Source organism: Clostridium sp. SGI.024 (assembly GCF_050315195.1).
Taxonomy (GTDB): domain Bacteria; phylum Bacillota; class Clostridia; order Clostridiales; family Clostridiaceae; genus Clostridium.
On record NZ_JBNPON010000039.1, the window covers coordinates 1 to 23,754 of the forward strand.

Annotated in this window: 17 protein-coding genes, 3 pseudogenes and 1 riboswitch; of the genes and pseudogenes, 6 read left to right on the forward strand and 14 right to left on the reverse strand. The window is 29.5% G+C overall.

Going from position 1 to position 23,754, the window contains the following annotated elements:
• Positions 1-7 precede the first annotated feature (7 nt).
• A complete protein-coding gene (locus ACQRD5_RS11205) occupies positions 8-439 on the reverse strand; it encodes a PTS sugar transporter subunit IIA (protein WP_291628005.1) in 432 nt (143 codons plus the stop codon).
• Positions 440-703: 264 nt separating this feature from the next.
• Here ACQRD5_RS11205 and ACQRD5_RS11210 point away from each other — a divergent pair, with 264 nt between their 5' ends.
• Positions 704-1,834, forward strand: coding sequence for an anaerobic sulfatase maturase (locus ACQRD5_RS11210; RefSeq protein ID WP_427746817.1), 1,131 nt, complete (start codon positions 704-706; stop codon positions 1,832-1,834).
• Positions 1,835-1,839: 5 nt separating this feature from the next.
• Positions 1,840-4,665 carry a sigma 54-interacting transcriptional regulator gene (locus ACQRD5_RS11215; RefSeq protein ID WP_427746818.1) on the forward strand — a complete coding sequence of 942 codons (2,826 nt, stop codon included), beginning with the start codon at positions 1,840-1,842 and terminating at the stop codon, positions 4,663-4,665.
• Positions 4,666-4,734: 69 nt separating this feature from the next.
• Here ACQRD5_RS11215 and ACQRD5_RS11220 read toward each other — a convergent pair whose 3' ends face one another.
• Positions 4,735-6,210 (reverse strand): leucyl aminopeptidase, encoded by a 1,476-nt coding sequence (locus ACQRD5_RS11220; protein WP_427746819.1) that lies wholly within the window; start codon positions 6,208-6,210, stop codon positions 4,735-4,737.
• Between the two features lie 287 nt (positions 6,211-6,497).
• On the opposite strand from ACQRD5_RS11220, the gene ACQRD5_RS11225 reads away from it, so the two are divergent.
• Positions 6,498-8,522, forward strand: coding sequence for a penicillin-binding transpeptidase domain-containing protein (locus ACQRD5_RS11225; RefSeq protein WP_427746820.1), 2,025 nt, complete (start codon positions 6,498-6,500; stop codon positions 8,520-8,522).
• Between the two features lie 424 nt (positions 8,523-8,946).
• Here ACQRD5_RS11225 and ACQRD5_RS11230 read toward each other — a convergent pair whose 3' ends face one another.
• The 10 genes and pseudogenes from ACQRD5_RS11230 to ACQRD5_RS11275 all read right to left on the reverse strand — a co-directional run.
• Positions 8,947-9,519: a xanthine phosphoribosyltransferase gene (locus ACQRD5_RS11230; RefSeq protein WP_291628000.1), complete on the reverse strand. Its 573-nt coding sequence runs from the start codon at positions 9,517-9,519 to the stop codon at positions 8,947-8,949.
• An 85-nt stretch (positions 9,520-9,604) separates the two neighbouring features.
• Positions 9,605-9,706: riboswitch (purine riboswitch) on the reverse strand.
• 36 nt (positions 9,707-9,742) lie between these two features.
• Positions 9,743-10,252: an anaerobic ribonucleoside-triphosphate reductase activating protein gene (gene nrdG / locus ACQRD5_RS11235; RefSeq protein WP_427746821.1), complete on the reverse strand. Its 510-nt coding sequence runs from the start codon at positions 10,250-10,252 to the stop codon at positions 9,743-9,745.
• A 23-nt stretch (positions 10,253-10,275) separates the two neighbouring features.
• Positions 10,276-11,541 carry a CapA family protein gene (locus tag ACQRD5_RS11240; RefSeq protein ID WP_427746822.1) on the reverse strand — a complete coding sequence of 422 codons (1,266 nt, stop codon included), beginning with the start codon at positions 11,539-11,541 and terminating at the stop codon, positions 10,276-10,278.
• A 102-nt stretch (positions 11,542-11,643) separates the two neighbouring features.
• Positions 11,644-13,566 (reverse strand): aconitate hydratase, encoded by a 1,923-nt coding sequence (locus ACQRD5_RS11245; RefSeq protein ID WP_291628015.1) that lies wholly within the window; start codon positions 13,564-13,566, stop codon positions 11,644-11,646.
• Between the two features lie 18 nt (positions 13,567-13,584).
• A complete protein-coding gene (gene nifV / locus ACQRD5_RS11250) occupies positions 13,585-14,748 on the reverse strand; it encodes a homocitrate synthase (RefSeq protein WP_427746823.1) in 1,164 nt (387 codons plus the stop codon).
• Positions 14,749-15,048: 300 nt separating this feature from the next.
• Positions 15,049-16,335, reverse strand: a pseudogene (nrdD, locus tag ACQRD5_RS11255) (anaerobic ribonucleoside-triphosphate reductase); the annotation flags it as partial.
• An 804-nt stretch (positions 16,336-17,139) separates the two neighbouring features.
• Positions 17,140-17,637: pseudogene (nrdD, locus tag ACQRD5_RS11260) on the reverse strand (anaerobic ribonucleoside-triphosphate reductase); the annotation flags it as partial.
• Between the two features lie 135 nt (positions 17,638-17,772).
• Positions 17,773-18,102: an HNH endonuclease signature motif containing protein gene (locus ACQRD5_RS11265; protein WP_427746824.1), complete on the reverse strand. Its 330-nt coding sequence runs from the start codon at positions 18,100-18,102 to the stop codon at positions 17,773-17,775.
• A 177-nt stretch (positions 18,103-18,279) separates the two neighbouring features.
• Positions 18,280-19,626 (reverse strand): group II intron reverse transcriptase/maturase, encoded by a 1,347-nt coding sequence (ltrA, locus tag ACQRD5_RS11270; RefSeq protein WP_427746825.1) that lies wholly within the window; start codon positions 19,624-19,626, stop codon positions 18,280-18,282.
• A 785-nt stretch (positions 19,627-20,411) separates the two neighbouring features.
• Positions 20,412-20,756, reverse strand: a pseudogene (locus ACQRD5_RS11275) (ATP cone domain-containing protein); the annotation flags it as partial.
• A 291-nt stretch (positions 20,757-21,047) separates the two neighbouring features.
• Between ACQRD5_RS11275 and ACQRD5_RS11280 the strand changes: the two are divergent.
• From ACQRD5_RS11280 to ACQRD5_RS11290, 3 genes are read left to right on the forward strand one after another with little or no spacing between them, the layout of a single operon-like run.
• Positions 21,048-21,893 carry a DegV family protein gene (locus ACQRD5_RS11280; protein WP_291627995.1) on the forward strand — a complete coding sequence of 282 codons (846 nt, stop codon included), beginning with the start codon at positions 21,048-21,050 and terminating at the stop codon, positions 21,891-21,893.
• 1 nt (position 21,894) lies between these two features.
• Positions 21,895-22,356: a PadR family transcriptional regulator gene (locus ACQRD5_RS11285; protein WP_291627994.1), complete on the forward strand. Its 462-nt coding sequence runs from the start codon at positions 21,895-21,897 to the stop codon at positions 22,354-22,356.
• Between the two features lie 58 nt (positions 22,357-22,414).
• Positions 22,415-22,624: a hypothetical protein gene (locus ACQRD5_RS11290; RefSeq protein WP_294362554.1), complete on the forward strand. Its 210-nt coding sequence runs from the start codon at positions 22,415-22,417 to the stop codon at positions 22,622-22,624.
• Between the two features lie 27 nt (positions 22,625-22,651).
• Here the strand turns inward: ACQRD5_RS11290 and ACQRD5_RS11295 are convergent, their stop codons facing one another.
• Both ACQRD5_RS11295 and ACQRD5_RS11300 read right to left on the reverse strand, forming a co-directional pair.
• On the reverse strand, positions 22,652-22,843 hold the full coding sequence (locus tag ACQRD5_RS11295) for a ferredoxin (RefSeq protein ID WP_291627992.1): 192 nt from the start codon (positions 22,841-22,843) through the stop codon (positions 22,652-22,654).
• 65 nt (positions 22,844-22,908) lie between these two features.
• Positions 22,909-23,751, reverse strand: coding sequence for an Mrp/NBP35 family ATP-binding protein (locus ACQRD5_RS11300; RefSeq protein ID WP_291627991.1), 843 nt, complete (start codon positions 23,749-23,751; stop codon positions 22,909-22,911).
• Positions 23,752-23,754: the final 3 nt, after the last annotated feature.

A 23,754-nucleotide genomic window follows, 5' to 3' on the forward strand; every position in this document is an offset into this window, starting at 1 on the left:
TATTTTTTTATAAAACTATTTCGTCTTCATTTAATTTATTTAAAACCCTATCACTTATGCTTATGAAAGTTTCATTATGTACTTTTTCAAGGTCTAATTTAACTTCACTTAAGGGTTTATCTCTATTTAATAATAGTTCTAATAATACTGGTAAATTAAACCCTGTATAAGCTGTTACCTTTTTACCACTTAATATTAATCTTGAAGCAGCATTACAAGGTGTTCCACCAAATATATCAGTTAATACAATTACTTCCCTCCCCTTACTTAAGGCATTATAAGAATCTTCTAATTCTTTTATAACATCTTCTAAATCTTTATCATCTGTTACTGAAATAACCTTATAATTATCTTGTTTTCCTATAATCATTTCAGCACTATCCATTGCATATTTTGCAAAGTATCCATGGCTAATTAATATAACTCCTATTTCATTCATTTCCTCATCCTCCTCTTGCCATTATTTATAGCAAATATCGTGCCAACTTTTAAAAACTATTGTTTTTCAAGGAGTTAATACTCTTTAATACTCTTTATTTATAATAAATACTTTTTACTAATACTATTTCGATACTCTTTTAAAAACTTATACAATAGCTACAATTATAAATTCACTTGTTTTTTTTATTAATTGATTTTAAGATATAGATATAGGATACTAAAACATTTACATAGTTCTTAATGGCATAAAAGGAGGATTTTTATGAAAAAAAATTTAAGCTTGATGATTAAACCCTCTTCAAGTAAATGCAACTTAAAATGCAAATATTGTTTTTATAATTCTATATCTGATGCTAGAGAAATTAAAGATTATGGATTTATGAAGGAAGATACAATAAAAAAAATAGTAGATAGAGTTTTTGAATATTGCAATGGCGGTAATTGTTCAATAGCCTTTCAAGGTGGTGAACCTCTACTTGTGGGAATAAACTTCTACAAAGAACTTATTGACTATATAAAAGCAAATAATAGCAATGGTACAAGCTTCTCCTTTGCATTACAAACTAATGGAACTCTTATTAATAATGAATGGGCAAAGTTTTTTAATGAAAATAATTTTCTAATAGGCATATCCTTAGATGGAAATAAAGATTTGCACAATTTAAATAGAGTAGATTATTTAAATAATGAGTCTTTTAATAGAGTTATGAAGGGAATACATATACTAGAAGAGTATAATGTAGAATATAATATACTAACGGTTATTACTTCTGCTTTATGTAAAAAAATAGACTCTACATATAAGTTTTATAAAAAGAATAATTTTAATTATCTACAATTTATTCCTTGCTTAGAACCATTAGAAAACTCTGACATGAATCTAAGTAGCTTCTCCTTAACCCCTTCTCAATATGGTGATTTTCTAATTAAGCTTTTTGATCTTTGGTACAATGATATATTATCTGATAGATATACAAGTATAAGATTATTTGATAATATTTTAGGATTATTCTTTAAGCAAGATTATGAAGCCTGTGAAATGAGAGGAATATGCTCATGTCAGCATATTATAGAAAGTAATGGAGACGTTTATCCTTGTGACTTTTACACCTATGAATCTTATAGTATCGGAAATATATTAGATAACTCCTTTGAAGATATTCATAAAAATAAAAACACATTAGAATTTATAAATTCATCAAAAAACATAAATGATAAGTGTAAAAATTGTGCTTATTTCACTTTTTGTAGAGGTGGTTGCAGAAGGCATAGAGAAAATCAAAAAGATAACTTAAATTACTTCTGTGAGTCATATTATAAATTTTACTCATATTCCTTAGATAAATTCAAAAAAATATCAATTAAAATTCAAAGAGATAATTTTAGGAGTTGATATAGTTGTTACGTATTGAAATGATAAAAAATTATATTTACAGATTCTGTTCTAATTTAACCTCCGAAGATATAATAAACAATCCTTATATAGGTATTTCATCCTTGGATTTGGCAGAAAATTTAGATATATTAAGAAATAATGCATCTTCTGACTTAAATAAATTACATAAAGAGGGCATTCTTATTAAGATAAAAGGCAAGCCAACAAAATACTTTTATAAAGATCATTTAGAACAACTATTTAACATAAATTTATTTGATTCATCAATTGAATGCTTATCTTTAATGGAATTAATTAATTATGAAGAAAATAATATTAAACCTTCTCCTATATTACAAAAAAATGATGATAAAGATCCCTTTAATAAATTAATTGGTGCAAATAGTAGCCTTGCTCCAATTATTAAATTAGCTAAATCATCTATTTTATACCCTGGTGGACTTCACACATTACTTCTAGGAGAATCTGGAGTAGGTAAAAGTCTTTTTGCAGAACTTATGTATGAATATGGATTAATTAATAATATTTTTTCAAAAGATTCTTCATTTGTTGTTTTTAACTGTGCAGATTATGCAAATAATCCAAATTTACTAGTATCTCAACTTTTTGGTTCTGTAAAAGGTGCATATACTGGTGCTGAGTCTGATAAAAAAGGTTTAATAGAAGAAGCTAATAATGGAGTTTTATTTTTAGATGAAATTCATAGGCTACCACCAGAAGGACAAGAAATGCTTTTCTTATATATAGATAAAAAGAAGTTTAGACGACTTGGAGAGGTATCTTCAGAAAGGACTTCTAATGTGCTAATAATTGCTGCAACTACTGAAAATCCAAATTCCATGTTATTAACAACCTTTATAAGAAGAATTCCTTCAATAGTAAAAATTCCAAATCTAAATGATAGGAGTTTAAACGAAAAACTTATGTTAATAACATCTCTTTATGATAATGAAGCTAAAAAAGTTAATATGCCTATAATTGCTTCAAAAGAATGTTTAGCAGACTTAATTCTTTATAATCCTAAAGGAAATATAGGACAACTATCTAGTGATATTCAGCTTTCAGTTGCAAGGGCTTATCTTGATAGTAAGATGAATAATCTAGACAAGCTATATATAACTAAAGACTCACTACCATTATATACTAGCAATTCACTTACTAATATAAATATCTCAACTAGACAAAAGGTAGAATTACTTCTAGATAGAGATGAATATAAATTTTTACCTAAACTAAATTTTAAGAAAAAAATTACTACTCCATCCTATGATTTTATAAAATTCTTTAATTCTCAATTAGAAGAAAATAAAGATATAAAAAAGGCCTTTTCTGATTATACTCAATTAATAGCCAAAAGTTTTGCATTAGAAAATATATTTCCTGATTTTATAGATGATGAAATATCTGAAATAGTGTCTACATTATCTGATGTATTATATGAAGATTTAAACTTAATTATTGATAAAAGCTCCTATATAGCATTAGCATTGTATCTTAAAAACTTAAAAGATTGTGATAGTATTACTTGCCACTCATCTCCTTCTAGTATTGAATTAAGTGAAATACCTTCTGAAATACAAAATATATCTAAAAAACTTATAAAAATATTAGAAGGAAGATTTAATATTTATTGTCCACCATCAGAGTTAAATAACCTTATGATAATAATAGATTCATTGAAAACAAAGGAAGTTTTTGAACCTGTAGGAGTAATGATTGTTGCACATGGGGATTCAATAGCTAGTGATATCGCAAAAGTTGCCAATGATTTACTTAGTATTAACTTTGCTTTATCTGTAAATATGCCTCTTAGTGAAAACCCAAACAATATGTTACCTTTAATAATAGACAATTTAAAAAATAAAAGTTTCAAAAGAGGATTAATTCTTTTTGCAGATATGGGTTCCTTAACTAATCTAGATGAAACAATAAAAAAAGAAACTGGTATAAATGTAGTAACATTACAATCAATAAATATTCTTTTAGTTATAGAAGCTATAAGAAAATCAATATTTTTAAAGAATGATTTAGAAGATATCTTACGTGATTTATTATGTGCAAACAATAAGCTTAATTATTTCTTTAATAAAAAAATAGAAAATTATCTTTCTATAAATAAAAAAAATGTTATTTATACTGTTTGTAATTCTGGCGAAGGTATTGCAAATTACTTAAAGAATAGCATAGAGGACTTATTAAAAACTTATAATATTTTTAATGTAGAAATAATCCCTTTAAATATAGAAAACAAGAAAAAGCTAAGAGATATTATTAAACAAACTTCAGTAGATAAAAGGTCTCTTGCAATAATAGGTAGTATAAATCCAGAAAATAGTGAAATTCCATTTATATCTCTTGAAGACATTCTTCTTCATTCTGGAATTAACAAACTTTTAAATATCCTAGGAATAAATGAAGAAATTTCAACCAACAAAATGGTAAAAACTATAACAAAGGATATAACTATTAATATTACTTGTGATGCTGTTAATAAATATTTAACTATTCTTTCTGGTGATAAAATAAAATCTCCTATACTTAATTTTATTAATACTATAGAAACTGAATTAAATATAATTATGTCTAACTCTAGTCTTAGTAAAATATTTATTCATATTTCATGCTTAATAGAAAGAATTTTACTTAAGGACTTTATTTTAACATCTAATGAAGAGATATCTTCTTACAAAAAAAGAAATGAAAAATATATTTCTTTAATTGAAAAAGCATTAACTACAATTATAAATACCTTTAATATATCAATTCCTGAAAATGAATTGTATTTTATATGTGAAATCGTAAAAGAAGCTGAAAAACAAAGTAAATAAAAGCTCGGATTAACCGAGCTTTTCAATTTATCTATTAACTTTTAATTCTTACTTATTAGCTAGTATATATTATTTACTTCTTCTCTTAACTAATTCATATAATGTATGAACTGGAGCTCCTGTTCCACCCTTAACTCCTAAATCGCTATTACTTGAAGTCCAAGCTGTTCCAGCTATATCTAGGTGTAGCCAATGCTTATCTTGAACAAAGGCTTCTATAAATAATCCTGCAGTTATTGTACCTGCAAATCTTCCACCACTATTCTTTAAGTCTGCTATATCAGATTTTATTAACTTCTTATAATCATCAAAAGCAGGTAATTGCCACATCTTATCTCCAGTATATTCTGAAGCTGATTTTAATTCACTATAGAATTCATCATTATTTGTAACTACTGCTGTAGTAGTTTCTCCTAAAGCAACTAAAGCCGCTCCTGTTAATGTTGCTAAATCTATAATTTCATTAACATTTTCTTTAGTAATAATATAGTGAACAGCATCTACTAAAGTTAATCTTCCTTCAGCATCTGTATTATCTACTTCTATAGTTTTACCAGCCATAGAGCCTATTACTTCACCAGGTTTATATGCATCACCAGAAATTAAGTTTTCACAAGCTGCTATAACTCCAACTACATTAATTTTTAATCCCATCTTAGCAATTGTTGACATTGCGCCTATAACTGAAGCTGCACCACCCATGTCTGATTTCATGTCTTTCATACTATTGCTTGGTTTAATTGAATATCCACCTGAATCATAAGTTAATCCCTTACCTACAAGTCCAAGAACAGTTTCTTTATTATCCTTGTCTCCAAAGTATCTCATAACTATAAGCTTAGGTTCTTTAGAAGATCCCTTTGCTACATTATAAAAAGCTTCCATCTTTAAAGCTTTTATTTCTTCAACACCATGCACTTCTACTTCAAAGCCACTTTCCTTACCAACATTAACTGCTGCTTCTGCTAAAGTTTCAGGATATATAACATTTGATGGCTCATTAACTAAATCTCTTGCAATTATAATTCCGTTAGCAATTTCAATACCTTCATTTATTGCATTTTCAATTTCCTTAGTTACTTCTTTTATTCCACATCTAGAAATTGAAATATTTAATTCCTTTTCCTCCTTAGCATCAGTCTTATACTTATTAAAAGTATAATTAGCTAATTTTGCAGAAGTTGCCATTGCCTTAATTAATTCTTCAAGTTTTATATTTTCAGTATGAGGAACTCTTAAGAATATATTTGTAAGTCCTAATGACTTTATCTTCTTAACTCCCTTTCCTGTAGCTTCTCTAACTTTATCTAAGTTTAAGTCTTCTTCCTTTCCTAAACCAACTAAGACTACTGTTTGAATAGTATCATTAGCTGACTTAGTGAAAGTATAAACTTCTCCATTCTTTCCACTAAATAATTCTCTTTCTTCTGCAAACTTTATATTTTTATTTAACTCTTCATTTGATACTTGTAATTTGCCTTCTAATAAATAAACAACTAAAGCATCTGCTGTTGAACAAGTTAAACTTCTATAATTTATATTCATCTAATCACCTCGTTTTTATGTCCTTTTACTTATAATACCACTATTAGAAATTCTGTTCAATAGATAATGATTATCATTTGTTTGAATTTTTGAAAATTTTTTATTTTTTTGTATAAAAATTTTTATTTAGTTAATAATACTAATGTAGATACAAAACCTGTTTATACAGGTCCCATCCCCCATTTATTTATAAAGCGCTTCGGCGCTTTTTTATTTTTTTGAATATTATGTAAATATAAATTGTTAATGTTATAATTAATATATATTTTATAGAAAGGATTTAAGATATGAAACTAAAAAAATTTTTAAAAGTAACTATAGCTTTCTCATTCCTTATAACATCTATGCTAATATCTATTGGATGTTCTGGAATAAATAAAGCAGAAAAAACATTTAATAGCTTTACAGAAAAATGGGTACAAGCTGATTATTCCTCAATGTATGAAATGTTAACTACTGACTCTAAGGAATACATAACAGAAGAAGATTTTGTTTCAAGATATACTAATATTTTTACAGCAATAAATGCAAATAACCTATCTTTTGAAATTGATGGTAAAAGTATAAAAGAAGATGATGTTATTACTATACCTTTTAAATTAAATATGAATTCTATCACTGGAGATTTATCTCTTACAGACTATAAGCTTTCTTTGGTTAAAGAAGATAAGGAATATAAAATTAAATGGGATGAAAGCTTAATTTTCCCTAATATGATAAAGGATGATAAAGTTAGAGTCTCAACAACTCAAGCAAAAAGAGGTAATATCCTTGATAGAAATGGAAAGATACTTGCAGAAGATGGAATAATTTATTCCGTAGGAATTTATCCTGCTAATTTTAATAAATCAAATATAGAAGCTAAGGTTACTGAAATTGCTAATGCATTAGATATAAGTGAAGATAATATTACTACTAAGCTTCAAGCAAATACAAATCCTGAACACTTTATCCCACTAGTAGATATACTAACCACTGATCCAAGAATAAATACATTAAAAAATAGAGATGATGATGGAATACTTTTAAAAGAAAAAATAGGTAGAATATATTATGGTGGAGAAGCCTTTGGAAGACTTATTGGATATATAGGAAGTATTACTGCTGAAGAATTAGAAGCAAATTCAGCTAAAGGTTATAATGATACAAGTCTTATTGGAAAAGCCGGTTTAGAACAAGTATATGAAGATACTCTAAGAGGTGAAGATGCTGCTGAAATTTCTATAGAACGTGGAATGGAAAAAATAACTATAGCTAGTAAAGAAATTAAGAATGGAAATGATATTAAATTATCAGTAGATTATGATCTGCAAAATAAAGTCTATAGCGAAATGTCTGGAGAAAAAGGAGCAGCAACTGCTGTTAATCCTAAGACTGGAGAAGTTATAGCCATGGTAAGTGCTCCTTCCTATGATTCAAATACATTTACTACTTATATAAGTAAAACTCAAAAAGCTAAATGGGAAGAAAATAATCATGCAGATGAAATAAATAGATTCAATAAATCTTATGCTCCTGGATCAACTATGAAATTATTAACATCAATAATAGGTTTAGAAAATGGTGTTATAAATCCAACTGAAGCAAAAGACATTCAAGGCTTAAAATGGCAAAAGGATAGTTCTTGGGGTGATTATAAAGTTACTAGAGTTATAGATCCTGGTAAAGCTGTAACTCTAAAAGATGCTGCAAACTATTCAGACAATATATACTATGCTCAAGTAGCTCTAGACCTTGGAAGTGAAAAATTCATTAACGGTCTTAAAGGATTTGGTATAGGAGAAGAGTTAACCTTCGAATACCCAATGGAAGCTTCACAAATTTCTAATGATGGAGAGTTAAATAGAGACATAATTATAGCTGATACAGGATATGGACAAGGTGAAGTTATGGTAACACCAATTCATATAGCATTATTCTATAGTACCTTATCAAACGAAGGTAATATGATGCAACCTAGATTAGTTATAAGTGAAAATCCAGAAGCAAAGGTCTGGAAGGAAGGCTTAATATCACAAAATAACTTACCAATTTTAATTGATGGATTTACAGCTTCTGTTAACGATGCTGGCGCTACTCTTCCTGATGGAGCTGTTCCTGGACATAGAGTTGCTGGAAAATCAGGTACTGCCGAAATAAAAGCATCTCAAGATGATTCAAATGGAACTGAAAATGGATGGTTCGTTTCTACAGACCCAGACTCATCTAAAATTTCAATTTCTATGATAATTGAAAATGTAAAAAATAGAGGAGGTAGCCATGTTACTATACCTAAAGTAAGAAATGTTATGGAGTACTACCTTAATAGGTAAGAGTTAATAGGTAAGAGTTAATAAGTAATAAGTAATAAGTAATAAGTAATAGTTAATAGAGAATAGATTTTTAATTTTGGCTTTGTTTTAAAATATTGTTGATAATATATATAATTAACTTAAAAGACCAGTGATTCCTAAATCATTGGTCTTTAGTTCTTAAATACAATTGCGTAATAATATTATTTATATTATACATTTAGTTGAAATATAATTCCATAATGAATGTAAATAATTGTATTTTAGGAAGAGTTAATAATTATTAACACTAAACTAAAACAGAGCCTTAATTTTTAATGCTTTATTTACAGAAAAATAAAATGATAAAAAATACACCCAAAATGATAGACAGTTATCTATAACATTTTGGATGTATTTATATTCTTAAAAGTCTTCTAAACTCTTACTTCTTACTTCTTCTCTATTACTTAATAATAGCTTTTCCATCTTCAAATTTCTCTATTATAGCTAAAGATTCAACTCTAACGCCCATTTCCTCTAATACACTTCTTCCTTCTTGGAAGCCTTTTTCTATTACTATTCCAATACCAACTAAGTTTGCTTTTGATTGATTAATAATATCTATCATTCCCTTAGTTGCACAACCCTTAGCTAGAAAATCATCTATTATTAATATATTTTCACCTTCATTTAAGAATTGTTTTCCTACTCTTACCTTATAGGTTTTATTTTTAGTAAAGGAATGTACTTCTGATTCGTATACTTCTTTATCTAAGTTTAAACTTTCTGTTTTCTTTGCAAATACAACTGGTACATAATCAAAGTATTGTGAAGCAATAGCAGCTATCCCAATACCTGAAGCTTCTATTGTTAGTATCTTATCTATTTTTTCTCCTTCAAATCTTTTTCTAAATTCTTTACCAACTTCATTTAAGAACTTTACATCCATTTGGTGATTTAAAAATGAATCAACCTTTAATATATTTCCTTCTCTTACTTTTCCTTTGTTCTTTATCATTTGCTTTAATAATTCCATGTATATTTCTCCTCTAACACTTAACAATATAGTATTCTAGAAGCTTGTCCCCATACATATTCATCAATAAAGCCAAGAAATTTACATGGCAATATTTATTCTTCGTAGTTAGGATATTTACGGTTTCCTAGTAGAAACACTTGAACCATATTTTCAAGCATATACGAATACTATAATATTCTTTTTTTGATAATTATAATCTTTTAAATAAAATAAGGCAAGTTTAATAATTTAATATGATTATATTACCAGTTCTTAAGCTTTCTTTTACATCAATTATTCTTTGATTAGTTGATCCTCTAAATTTTAAACCTTCGACAGCCTTGTCTTCTTCAAATCTTCCATCAACTAATACATCTAAATTGTTAATTAAATCTTTCCATCCATTTCTTTCATCTAAATTATCAATTATATATTCAAAGGTATACCCTGTATAACTCCAAATATTTAAGTTTTTTTTCTTAAAGGCTTTAGCCATATAAGCAAACTCCTCTGCTCTTTCAAAGGGATCTCCTCCACTAAAAGTTATCCCCTTAAGCATAGGATTTTTATATACATCTTCTATAAGTTCATTTATATTTTTTTCCTCTCCTCCTAAAAAATCATGAGTTTCTGGATTAAAACATCCCTTACAATTATGATTACAGCCTTGGGAAAAGAATACCCTTCTAATTCCAGGTCCGTTTACTAAACTTTCATATGCTATTCCTGATAATCTAATAGTATCCTTCAATTATTACATCTCCCTTATTAATTTTAATCTTTTATTTTTATTTTATCACTATATGATTCAATAATCCCCTTGCTTCTGTTAAAGGATTCTACTACTCTGCTTTTCCCTTGGTTATTTAAATATAAAGCATCACTTATAGTTGCTGGAACCACTTCATAGAATAACTTATCATCTTTGCCATACCAATTAACCCATGTTGGTATATACGTTGGATACTCTATTTTCAATTCTCCTGTATCCTCATTTTTATTTATTTTAACAAAAACAATAACTCCATCTTCAGTGTAAGGGTTCTCTATTCTTTCTGTCCTTTGGCTAGACAAAAAATTGCCCATAGAATAAATAACTGAAGTTTCATGAAGACCATCTTCTGATTTAATAACATCTATAGGTTGCAGTGAATGAGGATGAGTTGCAAAAACTATATCAACTCCATTATTAGCTAAAAATTTAGCTATTTTTATTTGAGTTTCATTAGGTTCTAACTCGTATTCATCTCCCCAATGCATATAAAATATTATAGCTTCAGCTCCATCAGCCTTCATTTTATTTATCTCTTCTCTCATATTTTGAAAATCTTCTTCTAATGAATCCTCTCTAAAAGTATTCATTAAAGGATATATTTCACTAGAAATTGGAGTTCCATTTAATCCTCTAGCTCCACCTTCACAAGTCATAGTATAGCTATAAGATATAATACCTAACTTTATTCCCTTAACATCCTTTATTATATATCTATTACTATCACTACTTGACCTTGTACCAATTATGTCAAACCCCTTATTTTCTAAAGTTTCTCTAGTTCTATAAAAACCTCTAATATCTCTATCTAGTGAATGATTATTCATATTATTCACTATATCTATTCCTGCCCATTTCATTGCATCTGCTAATTCATCAGGTGCATTAAAGCTTGGATATCCAGAATATCCATAGTTTTCAATTCCTGACAATGTCCCCTCTAAATTAGATATAGTTAAATCAACATTACTTAAATAATCCTTTACATATTGTAGTGTATTTTTAAAGTCATAAGTATCACTTGCTACGTCATATTGGGTTTCTAATATCTCTTTATGTATTAGAATATCTCCTGTAGCTGCTATTTCTATAGTCTTTATATTTTCATTCTTAACCTCTATAGGTTCAGCTTCTTTTGCTATAGTTTCTTTTACCTCTTTATCTTTAAATTTATTAAAGAATCCTTCTGTCTTAGGAAAATAAAATAAACTAACTATAAATATAGCTAAAAGTATTACACATAAATTAAGTATTCCTCTCTTTTTCATAAACCCTCCCTATAATATACTTTAAATCAATTATATACCAATTGATAAAATAAAAATAGCATGCAAAATAAAGAACTATTTTGCATGCCATTTATATAAAGTTTACCCTTTTATCTTAACATAATTTAATCTTCCGCCTGCTTTTATTACATCTATCTCTTTTTCTGTTAAATTAATATATGCACTAAAGAAACTTCCATTAGTTACATTTTTAATTATAGCTTTACCATTAACTAAAGCAGATTGAACATCAGCTATTACAAGTTCATCTAAAAGTCCAACCTTATCATAATCTACCTCTGCTTCAAACTCCATTGGTATAATACCATTATTAATAAGATTTGCCTTGTGAATTCTTGCAAAAGATTTAGCAATTACAGCCTTAACTCCTAAATATAATGGTGCAAGGGCTGCATGTTCTCTGCTAGATCCTTGTCCATAATTATTCCCTGCTACTATTATACCACCATTATTTTCTTTTGCACGCTTAGGGAACTCCTCATCAACTGTATTAAAACAATATTCAGATAAATAAGGAATATTAGATCTAAATGGCAATAACTTAGAGTTAGAAGGCATAATATGATCTGTAGTGATATTATCTCCTACTTTTATTAACACTTTTCCTTCTAAATTATCTCCTAATGGTTTATTTATTGGGAATGGTTTTATATTAGGTCCTCTTACCACTTCTACATCTTTTCCATTCTCTGCTGGTTTAATTATCATTGAATCATCTATTAAAAACTCTTTAGGCATTTCAACTGAAATATCTATATCACATTCTCTAGGGTCTGTTAATACCCCATTTATAGCTGAAACTGCTGCTGTTTCTGGACTTACTAAATAAACTTTGGCTGTTAGTGTTCCACTTCTTCCATAGAAATTTCTATTAAATGTTCTTAAGGATACACCTTCAGTTCCAGGTGCCTGTCCCATACCTATACATGGTCCACAGGAATTTTCTAGTATTCTAGCTCCTGCACTTATTATATCACCTAGTGCTCCATTTCTAGCTATCATCTCCATAACTTGCCTTGAACCTGGTGCTATAACTAAGCTTACATCATTATGGACTTTTTTGCCCTTTAATATTTTTGCTACCTTCATTAAATCTTCATAAGAAGAATTTGTACAGCTTCCTATAGCTACTTGATCTACTTTTATTTTACCAATGCTTTCTACTTCTTCAACATTATCTGGACTATGTGGCTTAGCAGCTAAAGGCTTAAGTTCATTTAAATCTATTGTTATTTCTTCATCATAAACTGCATCTTCATCTGGTTTAAATTCTATCCAGTCTTCTTCTCTGCCTTGTGCCTTGAAATATTCTAGTGTTTTTTCATCACTTGGGAATATTGAAGTAGTTGCTCCAAGTTCTGCACCCATATTAGTTATTGTTGCTCTTTCAGGGACAGATAAGGTCTTAACTCCTTCTCCTGCATATTCGAAAACTCTAGATACTCCACCTTTAACTGTTAATCTTCTTAAAACTTCAAGGATAATATCTTTTGCTGCTACCATAGGTTGCAAACTTCCAACTAAATTAATTTTACATACCTTAGGAGTGCTTATATAATATGCTCCTCCTCCCATAGCTAGTGCAACATCTAATCCTCCTGCTCCCATGGCAAGCATACCTACTCCTCCTGCTGTTGGAGTATGGCTATCTGAACCTATAAGGGTATCTCCTGGAACTGAAAATCTTTCTAAGAATACTTGGTGACAAATTCCGTTGCCTGGCTTTGAAAAATAAACTCCATATTTTGATGCTACAGTTTGGATAAACTTATGGTCATCAGCATTCTCAAAACCTTGTTGTAGCATATTATGATCTATAAATGCTACAGATTTTTTAGTTTTTACTTTATCTATTCCCATAGCTTCTAATTGCAAATAAGCCATAGTTCCTGTAGAATCTTGTGTTAATGTTCTATCTATTTTTATTCCTATTTCTTTTCCTGTTTCAATTACGCCTTCAACTAAATGACTTTTTAATATTTTATATACTAAGTTGTCCCCCATCATTTATTGCCCCCTTTTCTAATTTACGCTTTCATCTTTTAATCTTAAGTATTCCTTATATATCTGTACTAATTCCTTATCAAATAAACTTCTCTTTAATCTTACAGAAGTTGCCCTTACCATTTGAAGAATTCCTTGTGCTGTATTATCATCTAATTCTATTCCATATTCTCTGAATTTATTAACAATTCCAGCCTTTCCTGAATGCTTTCCTATAACTATTTGCCTTTCAAGTCCAACTACTCCTGGATCAAAAGCTTCATAATTCTTTGGATTTTTAATTGCACCATCAGCATGAATTCCTGATTCATGTGCAAACATATTATTTCCAACTATTGCTTTCCATGATGGAAGTATTCTTCCTGACGCTCTAGATACATATTCTGAAATCTCTCTAAACATAGTAGTATTTATATTTCCTTCGTATCCATATAAAAACATTAGAGACATTAAAACTTCCTCTAAAGCAGCATTACCAGCTCTTTCACCTAATCCATTAACAGTAACTCCTACATGAGATGCACCACCGACAACACCTGCTACTGCATTTGCTGTTGCCATACCAAAGTCATCATGGGTATGCATTTCTATATCGAATTTAGTCTTTTCATAAATATACTTTATATCATTGCATATCTTAAAAGGCTCCATTATTCCAACGGTATCACAATATCTAAATCTATCTGCTCCTGCCTGTTTTGCTGCTTCTATAAATTGTACTAAGAAATCTCTATCAGCTCTTGATGCATCTTCTCCATTTACAGAGACATATAGCCCATTTTTCTTAGCAAACTCTACAGACTTCACCATATTTTCTAATACCCACTCTCTAGATGTTTTAAGTTTGTGTTTAATATGAATATCAGATACTGAAATAGATATAGCTACAGCGTCTACTCCACAGTCTATTGACGCTTCTATATCTTTGATTACAGCCCTATTCCATGCCATAATACTTGATTTTAAATTTCTCTTTACAATTTTTTTAATAGCTTCCTTTTCGTCTCCTCCCATAGTAGGGATACCAACTTCAAGTTGATCAACACCAAGGTCGCTTAGCAAACTAGCTATTGCTACCTTCTCATCGTTTGCAAAAACAACTCCTGCTGTTTGTTCTCCATCTCTTAATGTGGTGTCTACTATGACTATTTCTCTGCCATTTTTTATATTACTGACTGACATAACCTTCCCCCTTCAAAAATTTATTACTTTTTAAATATTTGCCCCAATTGAAAATTCAGTTTTTTCTAAAAATTATTAAAATAATTTTATCATATATACCAATTCCAAACAATAAAAATCCTTCTTATTTTTATAAAAATTGCAAGTTTTTTTTGAATTATTTCACTTTTATACTCCAAAGTAATTTATTTTATGGATTTTTCAGTTTTTTGTGCAATAATCTTAAAAAATCCTGCATTATAAAAAGGATATAGATATTATAAAAAGAAGCTGCTTAAGCAGCTCCTTCACATTTATGAATTAAACCATACTATAATTTTGTTTTTTACTAGAATGAGATATTCTATCAGCTCTTTCTTCATACTTTCCTGGACCAAACCTCTCATCAAGACTTAGATATCCAGTAACTCTTGAAACTCCTTGAATATCTTCACTTCCACACTTACAACACTTTCTTTCGTTACTATTTAAATACTCTCCACAATTCTTGCAATATCTTATATGAAAATTAATTCCTAAATAGCTTATATTAGTATTCTTATATGCATAATTTAATATATCCATTATAACTTCTCCAGATGGTCTATCATCCACTTCTATATAACTTATATGACCAGCATTACAAAGCTTATGATAAGGTGCTTCTATATCTATTTTATCCTTTATTGATATTGGATACTTTACAGGAATATGAAAACTATTTGTATAGTAATCCTTATCTGTAACTCCTTGTATTATTCCGAATATCTTCTTATCTTGTTTTATAAACTTTCCTGAAAGGCCTTCTGCTGGAGTAGCATAACAACTCCAATTTAATTTTGTTTCTTCAGTTATTCTATCTGTAAAGCTTCTAATATAAGTAACTATTTTTAAGCCTAATTCTCTTGCTTCTTCACTTTCACCATGATGATATCCAGTTAAAGCTACTAATGTTTCTGCAAGTCCTATAAATCCAATTCCCCATGTACCTTGCTTTAATATTGGTTCAATAGAATCATCTTGCAATAATCCTTCAGATCCTTTTAGTAATCCTTGCCCTGCTACAAATGGTAAATCCTTAACCCTAAGTTTCTTCAAAACACTATACCTATGTAATAGTGATTCTTTTGCTAATTCTAACCTTTTATCTAATATATCAAAAAACTCTTCTATATTTCCCTTTGACTGTAAGCCAATTCTAGGTAAATTAATAGTTACAGGTGCAATATTACCCCTGCCTTTACATCCTGGTTCACCATTAACATTCTTCATCAAATAAGTTCTGCATCCCATGGTTGCTGGCATATATCCAGCATCATAAAATTCCTTATTAAAATCTGCATCTATATTCATAAATGTAGGGTTCATTCTTTTAGCAGCTACTTCACAAGCTAATTGATATAAATAGTGGTATCTATCTTCAGGCTCTCTATTGACTCCTTCTTTAACTCTAAAAATTATATTTGGAAAAATAGGCTGTTCCCCTTTTCCTAAGCCCTTTTCATATTCTTTCAGAAACACTTCACAAATTAGTGCAGCATCATCGGAATTAGGAATTCCTAAATTAATAGAACTAAAAGGTACTTGAGAACCAGCTCTTGAATAGCGATAGGTAAGCCTTTGAAGTAGTCTCTAGCTTTTCCCCCGCTCCACACCGTACGTGAGACTTTCACCTCATACGGCGTTCCCTCGATTTGTAATCTTAATTATATGCTATATTAGCTTATAATAAATTACAATTCGACTTGAGGCTATCCCTCCACTCCTTGTTATCAGAGTTTCATAGGTACTGTGCCTCTACTCTCACTTAGATTAAGATATGTTATAGAATTATTTCTTTTTCCATATCAACATTTCATCGAGTGATAATCTCTCCATGTTCTAAGCTTTCCCTGTTCCTGTATCTCTATCCTTACATATGGACTTAGGTTTCTTCTATACACCTATCACATACCTTTTAAAAGGCTAAGAGCCTGTAACTCTTAATGGTCTTTCATAACGCACAATTTTACTCAACCACCTGTGATACTCGACTTTACGAGCCATGTGCATTTCTACACACTACACTATAGGTGTTTTATCTCGAAGGTTCGTCGGTACTTTGCTAAGGTACATCCTAACCATATCCATTTTATGGACTCCCAGTCTATAGGCTACATTGCTTACCTCTAAGCAACTTTCGTATAATTACGGTAGCTCTCAACTGACTTCACCGAGCTTTTAACATTAGTCTAATTATCATAGCTTTATCTGCTAATCGGAGTATTAGAGGTGCATTTCAAGGCGTTACCCTCTCATTCTACACTTCAAGATACAAGTTCTACTAAATGACTTTAAATTTACAATATATTGCGTTCTTATTTTAAATTTTGGACAGTCATTTAGTGGCGTAGCTTTTCATTACGCAACAGGTCGCACATGCATAGTATTTAAATTATAAACTATACCTTGCATAGCTTGATGTACTTTATCCTTAAGCTTTTTTTCAGTTATAGCTTCAATCTTTTTATCATCAATCCCTAATTCAATAAGCTCATTCCTTATTTCTTTTCTAGTCGGCTCAATAAACACACCTAAATCGTTATCAAAATCGGCATGGGACTGCCCCCCAAACATATCATTTTGAGAAGATTGAAGTAATATGCAAGAAAGTTCTGCAGCTGTTTCAATCCTTTTTGGTTTTTTAATAGTTCCATATCCTGTATTAAAACCTCTTTCTAGTACTTCCTTAGTTGGTATATGAAGGCAGTTAATAGTTAAGTTATAGCTATCTAAATCATGAAAATATAAATCCCCATTTTCATGAGCTTTAGCTAATTCTTTTGGCATCATTGATAAATTATGCCATTTATTAGATTCAGATGCTATTCTTAATAGCTTAGAACTAAAATTATTACCTACATTAGATGACGATAGGTAAGCTGTTGATATTATCTCTGGCTTTTCCCCCGTCTCACACCGTACGTGCAACTTTCACTGCATACGGCGTTCCGGCATTATTAGCCTATATAATTAGTATAATTAGTTTAAAATAGTCTTAGTTTTCTAAATGGTTATAGGTTTTCTGTTTATAAGCATACTTCGTAGCTTATTGATTTTATCAAGCATTTCTTTGGTTGGTTTTATCTTATCTAAATATTCAAGTATAGTTTTATCCTTTGTGGCATGTATAAGTTTGTGAATATCCCGAGTAATCAGCATAAGGTTTGCATATTCATCATTTCCACCTTGTTTTCTTGGTAGTTTATGATGTACTTCCATATTACCAATACTAAGTTTTTCCTTACTTACAGCACACACGCCTTTTTGGGCTGTATATAGTGATATTCTGTTATCATTATATTCTGTACTTGCATTTATAATAGGATCTTCCATTATATATCTTAGGATTTTTGTATCTACATATTTCAGTTCTTCGTGGATTAATTCTCTTCCCTTTTTGGTGTAGTTTGATATTTCCTGCTTAAAGGCGTATGGAATACTAAATTTTACTCCTAATATTGGGAAGAGTGCAACTTTACCAACATAGTATGTTTTAAAGTTATAATCTCCTTAGAACTTTTCGTACGTTTTACTCTTAATTCCTTTAGTTGATATATATTTTTTAAGTTTCTGCTTGATATATTTGTTGACATTAAAGGCTATATCATGGAAGTCTATATTAACTAATGTGGCTATTCTATAATAATTATGAATTCCTAACAGAGTGGAATTGTATTTGTTAGCCTCATTTGTATTAGGGGCTTTTGCAATCCAATTCCCCTTATCTTTGAGTTTTTTGGTGATATTCTCTTTCGATTTATCACTAATTCTTGATTGAGTCATCCACTTATTTCTTTTTAAGCGAACTTTCAATTTAAATCCTAAGAATTCAGTATAGTTTTTTCTAAGATTGGTTACTTTTGATTTTTCTGGACTTATTTCTAAGTCCAATCTATCTTTTAACCAATTTTTAACTGCCACAAAAACCTTTTGAGCTGTTTTAGCATCTTTACACATGATTTTAAAATCATCTGCGTATCTGACTATAAACATTTGTTTTAGGTTTGTTTTCTTTAAGGCTTTATATCTTCCTCCTCTGGAGGTTAATATTTTCCCATTTCTCACAGACTTCATAGTAAAATTAGTTTCCCATTGATTACTTATCCACCAATCTAATTCATTTAGGACTATGTTTGCTAATAACGGGCTAAGTATTCCTCCTTGTGGAGTTCCCTTTGTTGGGATACCCTCTCCTTTTATTTCTGCTTTTAACATTTTACTGATTATTGCTATTAAATTTTTGTCCCTTATTCCTAAAGTCCATATTTGTTTTAATAGCTTTGCATGATTTACGTTATCAAAGAAACCTTTGATATCTATATCAACTGCATAATGAAACCCTGAGTTATTCATAAGTCCTTCTACTCTTTTAATAGCATGATGAGTGTTTCTATTAGGTCTAAATCCATAGCTATGAGGATGGAACTTTGCTTCACATATAGGTTCAAGTATTTGTAAAATGCTTTGTTGTATAATCCTATCTGTTATAGTGGGTATGCCTAACAATCTTGTTTTCCCGTTGGCTTTTGGTATAAGTTTCCGTCTAACTGGCATTGGCTTATAGTCGGCAAAGCTACGTTGTATATCAGATACAAACTTTGCACTATTATTTTCTCCTAAGTCAATTATATTAGCCGGGTCTACTCCGGGTGTTTTACTACCTTTATTCTTTTTAATATTTCGATATGCTAATAATATGTTATTTTGGGAACATATTATTGGCATAAGGTCATTGAATATTTTCTTTTCACTACTTTTGTGATATAATTCATCAAAAATATCTTGCATGTCATAATATTCATTGTGCCTTAATTTACTTTTTACTTTTAAACCATTTGTTTTACTTTTGACTACCATTAGTCAGTCTAATCCTCCGTTTTATAATATAAAACTTCCATGATTAGCCTTCCTTTAGTCTTAACAGAACCTAATTATTTTACTAATTGTTTAATTTCTTAATACTAATAATGCTTAGTGGCTATCCCTCCACAGTTTATTATCACTGCTTCATAGGTACTATGCCACCACTCTCACTAACATTTAAATAAAGTTATAGCTTAAAGCCTTTCCTTTATACCACTTCACAGGATTGTAGTCCTCCATGTTAGTTAGCTTTCCAAGTTCCTTTTGCGTATATCTTTACATATATATCCGTAGGTGCTTCCTCTGAGCCTGTATGCTTGATTTCGCCTTTAACGAAATATGGTATTTCATAACAACGATTCTTACTTTACCACACATACGACAAACTTAGTTGTCACATACATTTCTGCATGTTCCGAGTATAGACTCGTACATTCGGAAGTTCGTCAGTTTGCTCTGTATCGCAAACATTCTCACCATAGATATTTTATAGACACCATAGGTATCACAGACACAACTCACCTCTGAGTCGGTTTCGAGTAATATTTAAAGTTCTTCAAATATTCTTTCGGTCTGCTGTCCCCAGCTCTTCACCTTGCTACCAATTCCTTACCTTCTACAACAGGTAAGACACCGTAAGGAGTATTAGTGGTGCGTTTCAAGGCGTTACCCTATCATTCCACATCTCTACACAAAAAGTTCAATTTATATATCTTGATTTTTACATCTTTAAATATAAATTGGTTGTTATTTCTATTCTAACAACAACTTGTCGCACCATTATCTCTATCTGTCTCTATTCCTATCTTCTTAATAGCATTCATTAAATCAGATTTTATTTCTCTAATATGAGTTCTTTCTTTTCTATAGTTAGAGTAAACTATTTTAATATTTTCATATCCCATATCTACTAAAGCTCTCTCAACTATATTTTGAATTTCTTCAACTGTTATATTTATATTTTTTTCTTTTTCAATGTAATTTATTGTCTTTTGTACAATACTTAATACTTCACTTTCCCTTAACTTTTCTCCAGTCTCATGGCAAGCCTTTTTAATGGCATTTGCTATTTTAACAGAATCAAAAGGAACCTCCCTACCATCCCTTTTAACTACATATAGCATATCATATACCTCCTTAACACAATATATTGTATATTCTTAGTGTTAATTATATTACGTAGAATTATTCTTTTCAATTGATAAAAACTTAGTATTCTGTAGCTAAACAAGACCCATATGGTATAATTTTCTATATCAACCTATTTTGTTAAATTTCAGCTTTTGACAAATGATAACTAATACCTTTCTAAACTATATCAGTATTGATAATATTAAACTATATCAGTATTGATATAGTTATTAGTTATGATATAATTAAATTATAAAAATTATGTTGATATTAGGAGGATTGTTATGCAAAAAATAGCATTAATAGTTGATAGTGCATGTGACTTATCTCTTGAAACAATAAAAGAGAAAAATATTAATTTACTTCCACTTAGGATTTCTTATTCTTATGGAGAATTTAAAGATAAAATAGATATATCTGCAGATGAAATTTATAGTAATTTAGAAAAGGAAGTTCCTAAAACTTCTCTTCCTAGTGCAGAAGACTTAGAAAACATATTAACTTCTTTAGAAGATAACGGATATACTCATGTTATTGCTATAACTATATCTAGTGGCTTATCTGGAACCTTTAATTCAATAAGATTAGCCTTAGAAGATCATCCTAAATTAATATCTCATGTTTTTGACACAAAAATTTTAGCTATGCCTGAAGGAATAGTTGCAATGGAAGTAGCTGATTTAATTAATTCTGGAAAGACTTTCGAAGAAATAGTAGCAGCTATACCAAAAATAAGGAAAAATATTACTGGCTATTTTACTGTTAACACTCTAGAGTATTTAAAAAAAGGCGGACGTATCGGAAGAATAGCTGGAACTATCGGTGATATGTTAAATTTAAAACCAATTGTAACTGTTGATGAAAATGGAATTTATTATACAGTTTGTAAAGCTAGGGGTAGAAAGCAATCTATGACAAAGCTTGCTGGTTTATTAAAAGATAAGCTTGCTGAAGGACCTTGTAAGGTTTGGGTGCTTCATGGTGGTGTTTTAGAAGAAGCCAAAATGTTCTTAGAGGCTTTAAAGAATTTGGATAATATATTAAGTATAGATATTTCTCAAATCAGTCCTGCTCTAGGTGTTCATGGAGGTCCTGGTTTGCTAGGTCTTGCAATTCAAAGGGTAAATTAATATGAATGAACTTAATCTTCATTTAAGTAGTATAGAGGATATAAAGGAAGAAGAAAAAAGGCTACAGCAAGAATATAAAGAAAAACTTGCTGAGCTAAAAAAAATTCAAAAGGAAAAAGAATCTGTTGGGCAAGTATTTACAAAAGGATTATTGCCTATATATGTATTTCACATACTTAGCATTGGTCCATCAAATGGAAATGATATAGCCACTAAAATAGGTGATAGGACAAATGGTCTTTGGGTACCAAGTACTGGTGGAATATATCCTTTATTAAAGAAACTTGAAAAGGAAGACTATATTATTGGAAAATGGGATGATCCAAAGAAAAAATTTCAAAAAATTTATTCTTTAACACCTAAGGGATTTAATGAATATAAAATAAGAAAAAATCTTCTAAAACAAAAGATTGAAGAATCCTTAAAGGTCTTTGAAATAATTTATAAGGATTTATATAAGTAAGTATTTTTGTATAAACTCTTTAAATTATGATAAAAATAACACTATAACTTTATAGGTGGTGTTATTTTTGAAGGGTAAAATAATAGATTACAATTTTTTTGAGGCCTTTGTTGAACTAGAAGATGATACTATAGTTAAAATTCCATTAAACCAAGTATCAAATTATTTAAATATAGGAGATACAATTAATATTGATTCAAATAGTATTAGTAGTTCTCCAAGTAATAGGCCTAAGATTATTCAAGATAAACTAGTTGATTTCTTTTAAAAAAAAGATGCTTTGATAAGCATCTTTTTATTCTGATACGCTAATTGCATTTACTGGACAACTTGCTTCTGCATCCTTAGCTTCATCTTCATGGTCACTAGGAACATCAGGATTTTTAGCAACAGCCTTTCCGTCATCATCCATCTCAAATACTGCTTCACATATTGATGGGCATAATCCACATCCAATACATGTATCTTTATCTACGTGAGCTTTCATGCTATTTACCTTCTTTCACAATTACTTCATTATTATTGTTCCCATGAATTTTAATTTTATGTGTATTAATATAATCCTTCGAAAATTAAAGAATATAAATCATCATTAATTACATATTCTTCTGCATTACCTTCTTCTAACGCTTCTGTTAAATCAACATTAATAGGTAATTCTCCAAGTAATGGTACTCCTAAATACTCAGCATGTTCTTCTGCTGATTTTTTACTAAATACTTTTATCTTAGTATCACAGCCAGGACAGTTAATATAAGACATATTTTCTATAACACCTCTTATAGGTAATGGCATCTTATTTGCCATTGCTATAACTTTCTTAACTATCATAGATACCATATCTTGTGGTGTTGACACTATTATAAGCTCTGTTATAGGGAAGCTTTGCATAACAGTTAAAGTTATATCTGAAGTTCCAGGTGGCATATCAATTAATAAGTAATCTAAATCCTCCCAAACAGTATCTGTATATAATTGAGTTAAAACACTACTTACTATAGGACCTCTCCAAACTACAGGATCATCTTCTTTAGGAATTAGTAAGTTCATAGATAAAACTTTTACTCCACCCTTTGATTGAACTGGATAATATTTAAAGTTATTTTCATCTATTGGTTCTATATGTGCTCTTTTATCATTTATTCCAAAGAATCTAGGCATAGATGGTCCTGTAATATCAGCATCTAATACACCTACTTTATATCCCTTTTTTCTTAATGTACTTGCTAGTATTCCTGTAACGGTAGATTTACCTACTCCACCTTTACCACTTATTACTCCTATGACATTTTTTATTACACCATATTTGGGCTTTAATTTCGCTGGCCCCTTTTGTTCAAAATTTAAAACCTTTTTAGGTTTTTCTTGATTATTTGAATTATTAAAACTTGACATAAT

What these genes read in the sequence shown, in the direction of transcription:
- ACQRD5_RS11240 (WP_427746822.1), bottom strand. Translation starts at nt 11,541, where the DNA reads ATGAAAAAGAGAGGAATACTTAATTTATGTGTAATACTTTTAGCTATA.
- ACQRD5_RS11220 (WP_427746819.1), bottom strand. Translation starts at nt 6,210, where the DNA reads ATGAATATAAATTATAGAAGTTTAACTTGTTCAACAGCAGATGCTTTA.
- ACQRD5_RS11225 (WP_427746820.1), top strand. Translation starts at nt 6,498, where the DNA reads ATGAAACTAAAAAAATTTTTAAAAGTAACTATAGCTTTCTCATTCCTT.
- ACQRD5_RS11300 (WP_291627991.1), bottom strand. Translation starts at nt 23,751, where the DNA reads ATGTCAAGTTTTAATAATTCAAATAATCAAGAAAAACCTAAAAAGGTT.
- ACQRD5_RS11285 (WP_291627994.1), top strand. Translation starts at nt 21,895, where the DNA reads ATGAATGAACTTAATCTTCATTTAAGTAGTATAGAGGATATAAAGGAA.
- ltrA (WP_427746825.1), bottom strand. Translation starts at nt 19,626, where the DNA reads ATGGTAGTCAAAAGTAAAACAAATGGTTTAAAAGTAAAAAGTAAATTA.
- ACQRD5_RS11265 (WP_427746824.1), bottom strand. Translation starts at nt 18,102, where the DNA reads ATGGAAGATCCTATTATAAATGCAAGTACAGAATATAATGATAACAGA.
- ACQRD5_RS11295 (WP_291627992.1), bottom strand. Translation starts at nt 22,843, where the DNA reads ATGAAAGCTCACGTAGATAAAGATACATGTATTGGATGTGGATTATGC.
- ACQRD5_RS11230 (WP_291628000.1), bottom strand. Translation starts at nt 9,519, where the DNA reads ATGGAATTATTAAAGCAAATGATAAAGAACAAAGGAAAAGTAAGAGAA.
- ACQRD5_RS11205 (WP_291628005.1), bottom strand. Translation starts at nt 439, where the DNA reads ATGAATGAAATAGGAGTTATATTAATTAGCCATGGATACTTTGCAAAA.
- nifV (WP_427746823.1), bottom strand. Translation starts at nt 14,748, where the DNA reads ATGTCAGTCAGTAATATAAAAAATGGCAGAGAAATAGTCATAGTAGAC.
- ACQRD5_RS11280 (WP_291627995.1), top strand. Translation starts at nt 21,048, where the DNA reads ATGCAAAAAATAGCATTAATAGTTGATAGTGCATGTGACTTATCTCTT.
- ACQRD5_RS11245 (WP_291628015.1), bottom strand. Translation starts at nt 13,566, where the DNA reads ATGGGGGACAACTTAGTATATAAAATATTAAAAAGTCATTTAGTTGAA.
- ACQRD5_RS11210 (WP_427746817.1), top strand. Translation starts at nt 704, where the DNA reads ATGAAAAAAAATTTAAGCTTGATGATTAAACCCTCTTCAAGTAAATGC.